We start from the raw sequence: 17080 nt of genomic DNA, 5'->3' as shown, positions 1-17080 counted from the left end.
AAATCCCGCTTTGCGGGACAATTCTACTATAGTTCGATTAACACAACATTCAAAGGCTACGGAAAAAACAGAAATTATCAGTTTCAATTCTACTATAGTTCGATTAACACGTGAACCATTTTTCCCTCCTTTTTCTCTCGAAACAATGTTTCAATTCTACTATAGTTCGATTAACACGGAGATGGCGATAATTATCCATTATGCGACATGTTAAAGTTTCAATTCTACTATAGTTCGATTAACACTTCGTCATGAAGCTATTAATATTTATGAACGTCAGTGGTTTCAATTCTACTATAGTTCGATTAACACGAAGAGGAGTTGTATAAGATTTATGGTTTTGGGGGTGTTTCAATTCTACTATAGTTCGATTAACACATTTCTGTTAGACTTTCTGCTATTCTTAAGATTTCGTTTCAATTCTACTATAGTTCGATTAACACTTATTCCTCCTTAGTTTATTAAAAACCCCTGCAGGGGTTTCAATTCTACTATAGTTCGATTAACACTGGTAGGTATTGCCTATATACAGATTCGAAATATTGGTTTCAATTCTACTATAGTTCGATTAACACGGCGAAAACATTTCAATGTAAATTCGACAAGGAATAGTTTCAATTCTACTATAGTTCGATTAACACTATTTGTTCCCATACCACTCATTGCCAAATAATTAATTGTTTCAATTCTACTATAGTTCGATTAACACAGTTATAGGCAACATTTACGAAAATCCAGAATTATGTTTCAATTCTACTATAGTTCGATTAACACCGTGGTTAAAATGTTATAAATATATCATTATATCAGTTTCAATTCTACTATAGTTCGATTAACACCTTTCTATAATCATATTAATAATTTGGTAATATCGGTTTCAATTCTACTATAGTTCGATTAACACACAGCAAAAGGATTCCAATACTTCTCTATTATAACGTTTCAATTCTACTATAGTTCGATTAACACGTGATAGAAACATATTACATAAGATTTCTAAGCTGTTTCAATTCTACTATAGTTCGATTAACACGTATTTTATTTGTGTCTAATATATTAAGCATAAACACGTTTCAATTCTACTATAGTTCGATTAACACGCCTCCAAATTTTCTTTATTTTCTTGCGTAATTTTTCTGTTTCAATTCTACTATAGTTCGATTAACACTAAACGAAGTATTAAAAGCCACCTGGAACAATTTTTAGTTTCAATTCTACTATAGTTCGATTAACACGAATTTAATATAATTATTTGTACTATTACCAAATAAGTTTCAATTCTACTATAGTTCGATTAACACATGGTTATGTTGTTCCAGATAATGTTTTGGACTTATAGTTTCAATTCTACTATAGTTCGATTAACACGTGTCGCTTTCGCTCAGATGGTCTATTCGGTAATAATGTTTCAATTCTACTATAGTTCGATTAACACTGATCCTTTATAAACAAAATTCTTTGCGTATTATTTGTTTCAATTCTACTATAGTTCGATTAACACGCAATAATTGTTTAAATGAATATATTGCAGTCAATGTTTCAATTCTACTATAGTTCGATTAACACCAGGTTTTAATTCAATAAAATTATCTCCATCTTCGTTTCAATTCTACTATAGTTCGATTAACACTATTTACCAAAAGGTCAATTTGGATTATTTGCAATGTTTCAATTCTACTATAGTTCGATTAACACTTGCACGATTTCCCCGTGCTCATACTCACGAGTGAGCAGTTTCAATTCTACTATAGTTCGATTAACACTTCATCCAGTATTTATCACGATTTAAAATTTTTTGAGTTTCAATTCTACTATAGTTCGATTAACACTTTTTGCACATAATTATACGAGGTTGGGGAATAGGGTTTCAATTCTACTATAGTTCGATTAACACATCCACAACTTAAAATTCTGGGAGATAAAGTTCAAGTGTTTCAATTCTACTATAGTTCGATTAACACTTATTTATCCTTGCCTGGCTTTCGTCGTGCTTCTATGTTTCAATTCTACTATAGTTCGATTAACACCAAATACACCACTTTCAGGTGGTGGGAATTTAACTTCGTTTCAATTCTACTATAGTTCGATTAACACTCTATAAATTCTTTTATTATCTCAGTAGGATTTTCGTTTCAATTCTACTATAGTTCGATTAACACTGGACAACTGAAACTATTGGCAATGGCTTGCCTACGTTTCAATTCTACTATAGTTCGATTAACACCCTTGACGGCCTTCACGCCTGCCAGTTCCGAGACCTCGTTTCAATTCTACTATAGTTCGATTAACACAGCCCTAATTTATGCCATTTTAATTCATTTTACAACATTTTTTTTATCCTCCCATCGTCTACCTCTAATAATGTAATTTTCTTTGGACTTCGACGACTTTTCATATAAATGAATCAATCTCATTCCTCTCTACTCCTATTATTCCCCTTTCATGATAATTCTGCGATTCAAATGTGTAATAAATTATACTATCTAGTTTTTCATTTATTATTTCTTTTATCCCATGTTTTATTTTTTCAAATTCACTCTCTGTTAATTCGCCTTCAAATACTGAATTCTGAACCCAGTTTAAATGTTGACGAAGATATTTTAATAATTTTGCCCCTCTTTTTGGAGCAGCATCATAAACTATGATTACATACATTCCTGCCTCTGATGAATTTCTTCTTCTGAAATAAATTCATGATTTGTAAAATCATTTTTATATATGTGTTGACATTTTTTTCTACCACCATATCTTAAACGGCTCGTATTCTTTTTCACTCAACAGGTGCTTTATAATTTTATAGCATTCTAATCGAATTAAATGCTGATAGCTTACAGATTTTTTTAATTGTCTATGCTTAATTGTTGTTTTTAATTTCTCATCATATTCTTTCAAATAAATTTTTCTTCCCTCTTCAGTTAAATAACATTTATTAAGTTCTTTACTGAAATGTTTTTCCTGAATTTGATTTTTATTTAATAAACTAAAAATTATTCTGTCAGATAGAAGCGGCTTAAATATTTCTGCTATGTCAAGCGACAATGAAAATCTTCTTTCTCCCGGCTCGTGCAAAAAACTTATCAACGGATTTAACTGTGTTTTATAAATTTCACTCAATACTGTTGTATAGACCAGAGAATTCCCAAATGATATTAATGCATTTATTGGATTTGACGGCGGATGTTTTGTTCTTTTTTCAAAATCTATTTCATTATTAATAATTAAATTCCATGCAGTATAATAATTTGACCTTATATTCCCTTCTATGCCCATTAATTCCTGAACATCGTCGCATTCTTGAATTTGAGCAATTAATTCTTCCGTCTTTTCAATAAAGTAACTTAAATCTTTGTCTCTATTATTATAATATTGAAGATTCTTTTTAATATTTTCTGCTGCACCATGAACAAATCTTCTTGCCAGATTGATTCTCTTTTCTTCATCAAGATGATGTTTAACTTGTTCAATTAGTAATTTGCCGGAAATATATGGTTCACGAGGATAAAATGATGAAGTGTAATAGCCATAATAATTAAAAAGATGAAGTATGATTTCTTTTTGTGCAATGAAATTTAGAAATCTTGTATTAAACCTTAATTCGCTGAAACAATAAATTGAATCAATATCCTCAACAGGTATTGGTTTACGAGGCAATCTTTTTGGTTCAATATCGTCAGAATCTTTTTCATTAATTGTTTGGTCATCAACTTCAATTTCATCTTCAGAGGTTATCTCTTCAGGTTCTTTGTTTTCTCCTGGTTCAAAATAAAGAGTGTTTTCTTTTCGAATAAGTTTTCCGCTTGAGAATATGTAATAATTTTTTTTCATCTTATATCAGTATTGGTTTTGTTTGAAAATGATGAAATAGAAATTTGATTTAACTATAGCATAAATCATAATAAGAACAACTTTTACAATATGGTTTATTAATCACAGGGGGCGGAGACTTTTGTGAAATTAAATTTTTGATATCACTTTTAATTTCTTCAATTCTGCTTTTATCTTGTTGATTAAATTCCACTTTAATTAATTGTCTAAGTTTTGGATAATCAATTTCACCTGTTACATTTTCGATTCCAATTTTGTTGAGCACATAAATATAAAATTTGACCTGCCAGATATGAGTTTCTTCCATCTTATCAGATTTTTTTACTTCATGAATAATTTTTCTTTTGGGGTCATAAAAATCGATAACAATTTCATCATCCTCATTAACAATATGCAAATCATGTTTTTCTCTTTGATAAGTTGAATCGGAAATAAATTTACCAAGAGCTACAGTATCGCTTGTTTGCTCCATATTTATTGAATGAGCAAATAACCAAAGATGTCTATAACAGTGAAAGTAATATGATATATGCGTACCTGTTATTTTCATATTATTGTAGAATTTGAATCAGCTTCAATTTTTTGAGATTCATTATTTTTTTCATTACATACTATATAGGTAAAATAAATGTTATTTAACCATCTTTTTAATTTCTCTTTGATCTTAGACTCATATTCACATTCATAATCTATCCAATACTCTAATGAATTATCATAACTTATTATCTTACTCCTAAAGCCAGAAATATTAATTACATATTTAGAAAGTATTTCTTTCTTAAAATTAGTGTATTGACTTTTAGCTTCTTTATATTTTTGCAAGAAATTATCAAGATCTTTTTTTAATTCATCTTTTTGTTTTTTGCAGATAACTGAAGTTGAAATTATTTCTCTAAATATTTTTTGTGCTTCTGCTTTTCTATCAGACATATATCCAGCATCTAGAATCTCTAATGTTTTATAAAATTCGGATAAATACTTTCCCTCTGGTTCAAGTAAGCGATACAAATTAGAAACTAATATAAATTTTTGATACTCAGATATTAGGTAACTATCGACTTTGTTATCAAATAAATTTATTTCAACTTCTTTTTTCGTTTTTGTCTTTTTTTGCTTATTGCTTTTTGATTCTTCAATCGAAATTCCAATAAACTCACCTTTACTATAATACTTATTAATTTCTGAAATCAATTCTGATTTTTCTATTTCCAGACAAAACTTATCAATAAATCTTATCATTATGTAACTTTTTTCTATCAACTCTTTTTCATAAACTTTTCCATTCCCAGATTCATAACCTTCTGTGAATACAATAACTTTTACATTCGGTTCACCTTGATATTCATAATTTTGTTTATGTCTTCTTAGTATTCGTCCCATTCTCTGAACAAGTGAATCCAATGGGGCAATTTCGGTAAACAAATAATCAGCATCTAAATCGAGTGAAGCTTCTACTACTTGTGTAGCAATAAGAATTTTTCCTTCTCTATCATTTTCTTCTTTAGGATTCTTAAAATGTTTCTCTATTTCATTATAAATAATTTTTTTGTCGTCATTAGTAAATTGTGAATGTAGTAACCAAACATTACAATTTCTTTTTTCAATAATTTTTTTATAAACATTTTTAGCTTGTTCTACAGTATTTACGATAACCATTACTCTCGAATTAGCACCCTTCTCAAGTATTTCATCAATTAACTCCGGAGTAAAAGAAAAATCAGTTTTATTGTTAGAATCTTTTTTGTTCTCGATTATTCTTAATTCTATTTTGTGTTTTTTTAGTGTTGTATACTTTTGTTTTTCATCTTCATAGCGATTCATGAATACTTCATTTACATTAAGCTTTTTCAACCGATTGATAATCTCTTCTTCAATATATTTTGGCATTGTAGCGGTCATTAAAAGAAATTTACCGCCCATTCTAACAACATCTTCAATAAATTTAACTATAATTGCAGCTGCTCGTGGGTCGTATGCCTGAACTTCATCAATAACTAATTTCGAGTAAGAAAAAACTGCATATATTTTTTCGTATCCAGGAGGTCTAAGTGCATAAGGGAAAAATTGGTCGCCTGTAGAAATAATAGCAGGATAAGAAAGCTGGCGAGCTGTATCATAAAGTTTAATTGAATTTTCTTCTTTATTTTTTGATAGAAAATAAACATCTGCATCAGAATGAAGTAAACCAGTTTTATCATTATCAAATATATTTGCTGCTCGTTCAAAGATTTGTTCAGCAGCGGAGCGAAGCGGTAATGTATAGAAAAATTTTTCTCCATTTGACCATAGAAATGAAAATTCTGTTTTACCTGAACCTGTAGGGGCAATTAGAATAACATTTTTGTCTTTTAGATTTTCAACTTCTTTAAATTGCCAGATATTGTCTTCCGAAATTTTAACTTCTAATTTTTCATTAATTTTCTCCACTACTTTTTCTTTGATTAAATCATAGCTTTTATTTTCAATTTCAATTTGATAATTATCTTCATCTTCTTCACAGAAAGAAGCAAAGTGGTCACAGCGAATTAAGAATCCGCTTAATAAAATCCAATCTTTCAATTTTTCTTCTGGTGTTTCAATTCGTTTTGGAAGCCAACAAAGTTGATATGGTGGGATTACATATTCAGTGAATGAAATTCCATTCGATAATCCATTCAACATTTTTTTGTTAAAGGAAATTAAATTTTCATTAAAGCCATTTATCAATCTTATTTCATTTAGAAGATTTTTTTCTAATTCTTCTAATAATTCATTGTTAAGAAATTTATCACCAAATCTTTCAAAAGCTGTTCCTCCAAATCTCATTAAATCTTCCAAGCTTTCTTTCCAGTGATGATAGGCAACCGCTGAATTTAGAAAATTCAAATAGTCCTTATCATATTGTGGATTAACTGATTTTAATTCTCTTTCTAACTCTGTTTGATTAATCCATAACACAGAAAAAATTGAGTGATAAATATTGTTAGTTACATCGAATGGCTTATATAAATTATTACCCAGCTGAACAATCTGAAAATAAGGTAATACTTTTCCTAAATCATGGAACTGGATAGCAAGCTTTATGTACTCTCTGAGATATTGTTTTTCAACTCTAATTTTTATTTGATCAAATGCATTGAGAACATTATTTGTATGTTCACTTAATGTAATTACTCTATTATATTTTTTTATGCTTTTAGCCCATATTTTGACCTGTTCCATTAAAGTCCCCCAAGAAAATTGGAAGTTTTAATTCCTTATCAATTATTAATTCTGCACCTTTTATTTTCCCATCGTTTAACTTGGTTCTCATATATTCAAACTTTCTGACACCGTGACGATTAAATGTTTCTTGATAATTTTCTATTTCACAAAATGTAGTTAGATTATAAAGCAAACCATCAAATTGTTGATAGTCTATTTTATAATTATCTAACTGAAATATTTTTTCAGGAATCCAGAAGAAATGTTTATAATCTGCATCACGACAATTAAACTCGAAGTTATCAATATTCAATAACTTTGGTTCTTCTTCAAACACTATCCAATCTTCTGCTCTACCGAGGTGCAAAATTTCAAGTCGATTGACTGGATTAGAAATTCCTTCTTTAATTTTATTCAAGTAAATCGAATCAGTATGATAAAGATAAATTACGAGTCTTACTTCATTAAGAACATCAATGGACATAGGTGATTGACCTCCAATGTGCTCGATATGTCCATTTAATTCTCTGTTTTCCAAATAACCAAATCTGGACTTATGACTATCTTTCCCCAGGTTTCGAAACCAAATATATTCAGTTGTTTTGCTATCAAATCTTCCTGCTATTGAAATCTTCAACTTTTTAATTCCGTTTTTATACAAATCATCTTCTTGGTTAAAAATCCCCAGTGCATTTACAATGAATCCAATTACAGTTGAATATGGTGGTAGTGGATATGTATGCCTTCTCAGATAAGTAAAAGGGATTCTATAATGAGCCTGAGGTTGATAAATTTTAAGTCTAAGAATGTTCATTTTCATTTTTCTCGCTTACTTATTTTCTAAACCTACTTCTTTTAAGAATTCATTCCAATCCCGTGTAATCTTATTACTGGAAACATTAACGCTTAATCTCTCACAATCTTTAATAAAGATTTTGCTATCAATCCATGAATTATCAAGGCAATCATTAATACCAATTACTTTTACTTCATTCTTATCTTTCTTAACATCAATATAAGGATGAAATATTGGGGAAGGGATTTTAACTCCGCTGGCAATGATAAATAAAGGAATAATTGTGTTAGGCTCTCCACTTGATTGAGCATGAAGACCATCTTTTATTACTTCTAAGATGTTTTTTATTCTCTTAATTTTAATATCGTTATTTAATTGTATATCAATTTTAATTTTCTCAGAATTATCAATTCTTGATGGCGTTACTGTTCCATTCTCGGATTCAATTTTAAACTTAAATTCCTTATCAATTTTATTTTCTTTATACTTTATTACAATAACATTTGAATTATCATCATATTCATCAGCTATAATAGTATGCTTTCCAAAAACATGAGAATCAATTGTATAAGTAAGTTTATAGTATGATGTATGCTCTTCTTTATTATATGGATCAGGATCAACTTTAGATAATCCTTGTTTTTTCCCTCTCTGAACTAAATCATGATTAGCATAAAAAGCCATATCATGATTATAAGATGATAATGAAATTGCTTTTGTCATACTTACAGGAGCTTTTCTGGTTAAAGAGACATTACCTATTGTATACATATACCCAAAAGCATCTAATTCTTCACAGTTTAGAATATTATATTTCTCTATATCAAATTGGACCACATCTTTTTCTCCAAGTCTTACACTAGAAAAATTCCATTTATAAGCTTCTTGTAAAGAGTTAAATAAATAATGTCTTATTGCCACTTTACTGATAAAAGATTTTAATTCACCATTTACGTTCATTTTTTTAATTGAAAGAATATTGTTACCAATTTTTTCATCTCGGTTTAATGCAGAGCCCTCAAAGATTATAGTTAATGTAATATTTTTAATGCTGTTATTATTAGACATTGTAAATCCTCCTTTTATAAAATTATTGTTTTGATTGTTCTTGACTCAATAATCCACTTAAGAAAGAAAAAATAAAAACTTTGAACATTTCATCTGAGTAATATGGCTTGAATGCCTCTAATAGTATTTTAGGAAACTCCAGATTATAAGAAACAAATATTCTCATAATGCCGTAATAGACATCTGCTCGCTTACCGGCACGAGTTTGTTCAAGCAGCCGATAACCAACATACTTAAACGCATCTTTTAAATCGCTTTTATATTTGTATCCAAGTCCCCTCAAACTTTCCATTAGCTCAGAAGAATTCATACCAGATACTTTCTGTAAAAGTGCTCTAAATCTTGCTTCATCTTTTTTTATTTCAGTAATATATTCAAGCTGATTCTGGAATTCTTTTAATTGACTGTGCAGTTCTTTAAATCTTTTTTCAAAGTCTTCGTAATAGATTTCCCCGTTTTGAATTTTTTGTTCTAATGTTTGTGTATCCATAATTAACTCCTTTTAATTTTTTCTTCAATTAATGAATACAGCTTTAAAATTTTATTAGCTGTTTCTACTAAGTTTCTCTGGTTATCCCATCTGTAGAGTATGCTTTTAATTAAATCATTATTTCTTTCATTATAATCCTTTGTTGATTCTCTTAAGAGTAAATATGCAATCTCTGTAAGGTATGCGTATTTTCTATCAAGCACATTATTAAGAATTTTGAATTCTCCTAATTCAGATAATAATGATGCAACTTCTCTATCAGAAATAATTTTTACTACATCATAAGGCAATAAAAAGAAATCAATTCCTTTGCTGCTTCTTGTAACAATTTCAATATTCATCCCAGTCCATAAGCCAAGTGTTGTTGCTATTTTTCTTGAATACTCAATTATCGACATTGCAAGTATTTCTCTTTTACTTTTCGATTCTTCATAATTGTCTGTTCCATAAACTTCTCTTACTAACTTGTTTAATTCATACATTACTTTGAATGATGGAGCATTAATAAAGATTTGGGAATCTGGCATCTTTGTTAATGCAAGATGATGGTGAAGTAAAATAAAATTGCATAATCCGCAAATTCTTGTAACTTTTTCTTGATCATTATTCCAAAATGAATTTGGGAATTCATTATAATTAGGGAAAATAAGGGACATATACTCAGTTTTAATGGGAATTAGCTTAAATAGGTTATTATTACAGAAGCTACATACATCCGAATCATTTTTTTCAATAAGAAAATGTGATATATCAAAAAACTCTAAAAAATTTTCAAAGTTATCATACTTGCTCTTATGGAAAAAATTCTGGTAAACACCAGATTTGGTTTTTGAAAAAAGAGCACCAACAAATTTTCTATAAATATATAAGATTTTATTTCTTTCGTCATTGGTTATAATGTTAAATATTCTGTCTATGGCATCTTTTAACGATATTTTTTCATTTTTACTGGATAACGAAGAATACACATCATCAATTACTTGATTGATATTTGTTGCATAAAATTCATAATTATAATATTTAATATTTTTTTTAATTTGTAATTGTTCCTTTAAATTAGATTTGTTCCCACTAGAAGAAGCCTTTGCAAGATTTTGGCTAATAAAACTTCGTAAATTACTATAATTCCAATTAAATCCATCTTCTATATAATACAAATACCATAAAGGTAAAGTATTGAAAGGCTCATTGAGATGGATGCATTTTTTATTTTTCGTTATTTCTTTTAAACTATCTAATAATTCATCTCCATTTATATTTCCATCTATAAAGTAATTTTGAATATTATTAACAGTTTTTTCGATCAAACTCATTAATCCTACAACTCCGGCATTATAAAGCCAGTTAGATGGATAAAGAATAAGTTTATCGTTCATTGCTTTATTACCTCCAATAATCCAAAACCTTGTGAACGATGGACGCCAAGTCCAGCATCGTATATCATCTGCAGTATTTCAGGAATTGATTTTATTCTGAAAGTTCCTATTACTCCAGGTGTCTTTTGATAATGATAAACAACTTCTCTTCCCCATTTTTCTGGTATAAATTCAAATGGGAAATCATAATCGATACTCAAAAATTCTTTTGCGCATTCTTTTACAGAAAATTTCAAACCTTCTAAAAATCCTTCTTCGCCCGGCAGCAAAAATTTGTTTGAATCACCAAGATTATTAACAAGTAATGGTGATAATGTTTTTACTTCAATTTCATCATTTCTTATTTTCTTTAAGGGATGCATATAAACTCTTTTTGGCTTGAAATAAATTTCATAGCCCTCTCTTTTCCATATGTGTTTTTCTTTTTGCTCTTTGAGCTTCATAAAACCATTGTAGACATAAGCAGCAAGTTCTAAAGATGATGTAGAAAAATTTAATACAGCAACATTCCCTACATTAAAATTTTCATTATTGCTTTTTTGTAATTGAGGGAAATAAACACCAAATGTGAAGGGCTTTAATTTGTGCTGGTTGTAATATAAACCGAAAAGTGATGGATTTTGTTTTTCAATAAGCTTTTTAATTAGTGAAATAAATCCTATTCGGTAATTTTTTGGAATTTCGGCAGGACTTATTTCAAAATCAAATGTAAGTCTCACATTATCCTCGAATTATTTATTACAAATTATTTATCCTAATCTATTAATATTAAGCGCCTATGGGGTTTTTAACTTACAACCAGTTAACCTTTCAATTAGTTACTGGCAACTATTAATGTATTTGCACGAAACTATGTTTCATGTTACAATCATCAGCCCATTATTCCATTATTCCAACTTTCCATTATTCCAACTTTCCATCATTCCAAGCGTTTCTATTCTCATCGTCTATCATTAAACCCCTGCAGGGTTCTTAAAATTATTTTATGCTTTATTTAATTCTATTCATATTTAACCCCTTTCGGGGTTTTTAACAATAAGCTATAAATCGCTACACTTAACTTGCAATCTTGGAATAGTGTAATACTGTAATTTTGTAATCTTATTATTTTTTAATCTTCGGACCACCCTCTGAATGAATTAAATTTCTAACTCAATTTAGCATTTTTAAAAATTTTTATAAACAAAAATTTTGAATAAGCTTTATGCCCTCTTTTATTAAATTAATTTTGTATAATAATTTTTAATAATTCTTTTAACATCATTGATTTTCTTATCAGAATTTGAATTTGCATAACAATAAATGCAACCAAACGGACATGTATCATAAATTCCAATATCTTTGCTTTCATAGCAGCCGCATCCTAATCGAGATGGAGAAATTTTATAATTACTTTTTTCATCATCACTACAAATTGAATCAATAATTTCAATATCAACACAGTGAGCTTTTTTCAATTCTGGAATTCTTTTAAGCAAATGGTCTTCTGTACAGACGTATAAATCTATTTTTTTCTCTTTGGCAATTTCTAAGAGTACTTTTACTAATTTAATTTGTTCTTCAACTGATGGCTCATAAAATTTTATATCAAAATCTCTCTCTGCTTTCAGCAAATTTATTTTAGTTTTCTTATATAAATCGACAAAACTTATGTAACATCTTTTTGTGATGCCGGAAAGTTTATCTGCTATATATCTAAATTTATTTATAATGAATTCATAAGGAGTTATACTCGAAATAATTATTGGGTCAAAACGCCATTGAATATAATTATCACCAAATCTTTTCGCTAAATATTCTGCATAAGAAATTACATGATTTATATCTGGACTTCTTTTCTCCAAAATTTTTGGATAGCCATTTATTGTCAAATGCATGTAATGATGTTTATTATATTTTTCATCAATAAAATCGAGATGCTTAAAAAGAGGTTTTGGATTGCGAGTCCAAAATACAAATGCTTTTACTGCTTCTGGACTTAAATCGATATAAACTGGTTTTTGTGAGAATGGATTTGGATAATACAAATATCCAAGCTTCATTCTTTCAATCAGCCAATCTGAATAGAATGCTGGTATATCAGTTCTTCTGCTTGCAGAGATTATTATTTTTTTCATTCAAATAGCTTTAACTAAAATTGAATTTACTTTAAAACAATAAAGGAAACATTTTTATGGGACAATTAACTACTACAATAGGTATGATACATATAAAAAATTGTATGAATTATTCTTAACTACTTTTGTAATACTAATTTTTTTATTTCAGAATAATTATTTGTTTGAAGTCTGCAAAAATAAATTCCGCTCGGCAAATTATAAGCAAACCACACTTTTTTATAATTACCGGGATTTAATTCTTTATCTATCAAAGTTGTAATTTCTCTGCCTAATATATCATAAATCTTTAATTTCACATGAGTCTGCTCTGGAATTGAGAATTCAATTGTAGTTTCTGGATTGAATGGATTCGGATAATTTTGTTTTAGTTCATAAAATTTTGGAAGTGATAAATAATTTTCTTCAACAGAAATTATAACTCCATTTTCTCTATAAATTGCTAAGCCGCCTCCATAAGTTCCAATCCATTTATTATCATTATAATCAATTGCAATTGACAAAATAACATTATTGGGAAGCTGTGAATTTGATGAATTATAAACTTTCCAATTTTTGCCATCATATTTAACTAAACCTCCGCCCCAAGTGCCAAACCATAAATTTCCAAATTTATCTTCTGCAGCACAAGTTACATAATTAACAGGCAAACCTGAGCTAACATTGTAAATTGTCCAAGAATTATTGGCATATTTAACAAGTCCTGCTTTATTATCAGCAATTAATGCATAGCCTGTTCCTATCCATAAATTATTTTTGCTGTCAATAAAAATAAAATAGATAAAATCAGAAGGAAGATTTGTATTTGCACTGTTATATAGAATCCAATTTGAATCATCATAAACTGCAAGACCTTTGTTAGTGCCAATCCATTTTTTATTATGTTTATCAATTAACAATGCAGAAACAAAATCTGAGGGCAATCCAGAGTTTGATTTATTATAAATGACTGGAAGAGCGTTATCATATTTAATTAATCCTGCACCAATTTGAAAAAGTGGATTTCCAGTACCAATCCATTTATTACCGATTGAATCAATTGCTATACACAAAAAATCAATTGGGATATTAAAATTATTATGTTCAATTTTAGATTCACTTAATTTTATCAATCCATTGCCTGAGGTAATCCATAAGTTATTCAAATTATCTGTAGTTATAGAATAAATTGTATTTGACGGGAAATTATTTCTTGGAATATTATAAACTGTCCAGCTTAAACTTGAAATTCCTTTTGACAAATCAAGTTTAACAAGACCCGAATCCATAGTCCCAATCCAGAAGTTTTTCCTGGAGTCAATTTTAATTGAAGAAATATTATTTGATGGGAAAGAGTTTTTATTTTTACTAAAAATCAACCATTCTTGATTTTGTGCTTTGCTGATTTGCAAGAGGGATAAAAGTAATGCAAAAACTAATTTTATTTTCATACTCCCTCCTGATAATTAATTCCATTACCTTAATTAATATAAAAATTTCTTCCCAAAAATCATTTTACAGAATTTTCTACTTCATTAATACCATTTTAATAATCTTACTGTATTTCTCTGAATACATCTTTAATAAATATATTCCGCTTGCAAGTTTATTGCCGTTTATTTCTATTTTATAATTCCCTGCTTCGTGATATTTATTCTCCATCACTGTACTTACTTTTTGTCCTATTACATTATATAATTCCATCGTTACTGTCTGGTCTTCGGGCAATGAATAGTTTATTATGGTGCTGATATTAAATGGATTGGGATAATTTTGTGATAAATAAAATTCTTTAGGTAAAAATTCTTGTTTTATCTTTTCTATCTCTTCTTCAGTTGTAAGCATAACTTTATAAATTTTCTTCTTTATTGATTTTGGAATTTCATATCCCTTATTCAAATTGTAAATCATTTTCCCTTCTTCATCAATTAAATAGATTTCCATTGCTGTATTATTTTCCTCAGCTTTTAATCTTAGATTTTCATTGTTGCTATTTGCTACTTCAATTTTGTATTCATTTTTTTCTTTTATCTTATTTCTATAATCTGCTTTCTGATATCTTTTTCGTGGAGATATGCTTTCATTTACTATGTTGATATCCTCTTCATTTACTCCAGGTGAATATACATCAAATTCGTCAAGTGTATCTGCCGCATTTTTATTTATGCAGATTCTAACACTCGAGATTTTATTATTATCCTTGTAGAGTGAAATTCTGGCTATTAATGAATCGTTCGATTGTTTGTAAAGAGATTTCTTTTTCAAACTGCTTACATATGGTATTTTTAATTGTGTTAGATTTGTAGCATTAAAGAAATAATAACCTTTATAAGGTTCAAAGTTTGTTGCTTCTGAATATGAACCTTCAAAATCCCAGATTGGCTGTGTTATTCCATTAATTGTTTTTACATCTTCCCACGATACACTTTTATCAAATGGATTTGAAATTAAATTCCAGCTTTTGTGAAGTGATATTGCATATGTCCCATCATCGTTGAGAGTTACTGCATTAACATTTCGATTTACAGCAATATCATTCTTACTAATTATCCAGAATGCTTTACCTGGACTAAAATTAAATGTCGATGAATTATCAAATTCAATTTTATAATTATAATCCTCTCCATTATCCCAGAACACATTCCAATCTATTCCTCTAACTTTATTTGAAGTTGAGAATAATTCTATAATAGAAAAATTTACATCACCGGGTAATCCAATTAGTTTTTCAGAACTATGTTTATTGTTACTATCAAATTTATAAACATAGCTCAAATACATATTCCCAATTATAGAAAAAGTTTGATCACTAATATCAAAAATATTTTGATCATTATAATCACTCACTTTTATCAAGCAACTATTTGAGATTACTTTAGGGATTTGCCATAGATAAGAACCAGATTTGGCTAAAATATTACTTGCAATAGTATTCCAGGTTATGCCGTTATCAGTTGAAAAATCAATATTGATACTTTGGATATCTGTACTTATCCATTTAATTTCTAATGTGTCGCCTATGCTATATTGTTCTGAAAAATTAGGAGATATTAAATAAATACTCTTGTTAATATTTTGGCGCCAAAAACAAATTTTATATTCGCCACATGATATAATTTCATTTCCTAAAGGACTAAACATGAAAACTTTTGCATTATGATTTCCTGTTGATGTATCCCAAACTTTAACTTTGCATATAGCCGATGTTAAATTACTTTCTCCTGTTATAATTTTACTTCCATCTGGAGTAAATAAAATAGAAGATATTTCTGCTTGATGACTTCCTTCCCAAAGTAATGAACCATTAACAATATTCCATATTTTTAACTTACCATGGTAACCTCCTACAGCTAAAATATTTCCATCTGGACTAAAGGATAATTGAGACACCAAATTATTATGAGTATAACTCCATAATAAAGAGTCACTTTTAATATCCCATAATTCAACTTTCCCATTATAATATCCAATAACTGCTTTATTACCAGCTGGATTTAATGAAAATGAAAATATAGTTTCAACTTTCTTTCCCCACAACAATGTACCAGTAGACAAATCCCATACTTTTATTCTGCTTGTACTTGCAGCTGCTACTTTTTTCCCATCTGCACTAAAATAGATTCGATTATTTATATACTCAGATAGGTACCCTGCCCAGAATAATAAACCTGTCGAAGAATCCCAGACTTTAATTAAGTAATATTTATCAGCAGTAACTATTTTGCTTCCATCAGGACTGAATGCTATAGCTACTATTTGAGCCTCATGCTCATTTTCCCACAATAATGTTCCTGTTGATGAATCCCAAACTCTAATTTTACCAATGTAATCTCCAGATGCCATCTTACTTCCATCAGGACTTAATGAGACTGCAGTAACCGATGTATCAAGATTTTGTTGCCAAAGAAAATCCCAATTAATTTGAGCAAAACTCTTTGTCATAAAAATGATAATTAAAGAAAAGAGTATAATTAATTGGTTCTTCATAGCAATTTATATTTTTATTTATTTTTAGAATTCTTCATTAGAGAACTTAGATTCAAATAGAGATAATCATTCTCATAAAATTTGAAAAAAATTAATAAAACATGAACCTGTTTTTTTTAGGAAATTTTATATGCCCTAGATTGATTAATTTATATTTTTTATAAAACTTTCACAAAATAAAATTATTAGCCGATTAAATTTTAGTTTAATGCATTAATAAATTATTTTTTATCAAGATTCATGAACTTTTCAGTCATTA

General features: G+C 28.5%; 12 protein-coding genes and 1 CRISPR repeat array. All 12 genes read right to left on the bottom strand.

Translation table 11 applies throughout. From position 1 onward, the window contains the following. Nucleotides 1-14: 14 nt before the first annotated feature. A CRISPR array of direct repeats spans nt 15-2291; the repeat unit is 30 nt; unit sequence GTTTCAATTCTACTATAGTTCGATTAACAC. A 100-nt stretch (nt 2292-2391) separates the two neighbouring features. Beyond that, on the bottom strand, nt 2392-2655 hold the full coding sequence (gene cas2 / locus AC27L2_RS11140; RefSeq protein ID WP_487211841.1) for a CRISPR-associated endonuclease Cas2: 264 nt from the start codon (nt 2653-2655) through the stop codon (nt 2392-2394). A gap of 81 nt (nt 2656-2736) precedes the next feature. Then, nucleotides 2737-3825, bottom strand: coding sequence for a type I-B CRISPR-associated endonuclease Cas1b (gene cas1b / locus AC27L2_RS11135; RefSeq protein WP_487211840.1), 1089 nt, complete (start codon nt 3823-3825; stop codon nt 2737-2739). A gap of 49 nt (nt 3826-3874) precedes the next feature. Continuing rightward, nucleotides 3875-4375, bottom strand: coding sequence for a CRISPR-associated protein Cas4 (gene cas4 / locus AC27L2_RS11130; RefSeq protein WP_487211839.1), 501 nt, complete (start codon nt 4373-4375; stop codon nt 3875-3877). Further along, a complete protein-coding gene (gene cas3, locus AC27L2_RS11125; RefSeq protein WP_487211838.1) occupies nt 4372-7026 on the bottom strand; it encodes a CRISPR-associated helicase Cas3' in 2655 nt (884 codons plus the stop codon). Before cas3 ends, cas4 begins: the two co-directional genes overlap by 4 nt. Then, nucleotides 7001-7828 carry a type I-B CRISPR-associated protein Cas5b gene (gene cas5b, locus AC27L2_RS11120; RefSeq protein WP_487211837.1) on the bottom strand — a complete coding sequence of 276 codons (828 nt, stop codon included), beginning with the start codon at nt 7826-7828 and terminating at the stop codon, nt 7001-7003. The genes cas3 and cas5b overlap by 26 nt, the downstream gene beginning before the upstream one ends. Before the next feature lie 9 nt (nt 7829-7837). After that, a complete protein-coding gene (gene cas7i / locus AC27L2_RS11115) occupies nt 7838-8872 on the bottom strand; it encodes a type I-B CRISPR-associated protein Cas7/Cst2/DevR (RefSeq protein ID WP_487211836.1) in 1035 nt (344 codons plus the stop codon). 22 nt (nt 8873-8894) lie between these two features. Then, nucleotides 8895-9362 carry a hypothetical protein gene (locus tag AC27L2_RS11110; RefSeq protein WP_487211835.1) on the bottom strand — a complete coding sequence of 156 codons (468 nt, stop codon included), beginning with the start codon at nt 9360-9362 and terminating at the stop codon, nt 8895-8897. 2 nt (nt 9363-9364) lie between these two features. Next, nucleotides 9365-10738: a hypothetical protein gene (locus AC27L2_RS11105; protein ID WP_487211834.1), complete on the bottom strand. Its 1374-nt coding sequence runs from the start codon at nt 10736-10738 to the stop codon at nt 9365-9367. Beyond that, nucleotides 10735-11457: a CRISPR-associated endoribonuclease Cas6 gene (gene cas6, locus AC27L2_RS11100; protein ID WP_487211833.1), complete on the bottom strand. Its 723-nt coding sequence runs from the start codon at nt 11455-11457 to the stop codon at nt 10735-10737. Before cas6 ends, AC27L2_RS11105 begins: the two co-directional genes overlap by 4 nt. Nucleotides 11458-11955: 498 nt before the next feature. Then, nucleotides 11956-12855 carry a DUF1848 domain-containing protein gene (locus tag AC27L2_RS11095; RefSeq protein WP_487211832.1) on the bottom strand — a complete coding sequence of 300 codons (900 nt, stop codon included), beginning with the start codon at nt 12853-12855 and terminating at the stop codon, nt 11956-11958. Between the two features lie 119 nt (nt 12856-12974). After that, nucleotides 12975-14285 carry a ligand-binding sensor domain-containing protein gene (locus AC27L2_RS11090; protein ID WP_487211831.1) on the bottom strand — a complete coding sequence of 437 codons (1311 nt, stop codon included), beginning with the start codon at nt 14283-14285 and terminating at the stop codon, nt 12975-12977. A 76-nt stretch (nt 14286-14361) separates the two neighbouring features. Next, complete coding sequence (locus AC27L2_RS11085) at nt 14362-16821, bottom strand: WD40 domain-containing protein (RefSeq protein WP_487211830.1); 2460 nt, start codon at nt 16819-16821, stop codon at nt 14362-14364. Between the last annotated feature and the right edge of the window lie 259 nt (nt 16822-17080).

Source organism: Rosettibacter sp. KY25, assembly GCF_057554405.1.
This window is presented reverse-complemented; position numbering and strand designations above follow the sequence as displayed.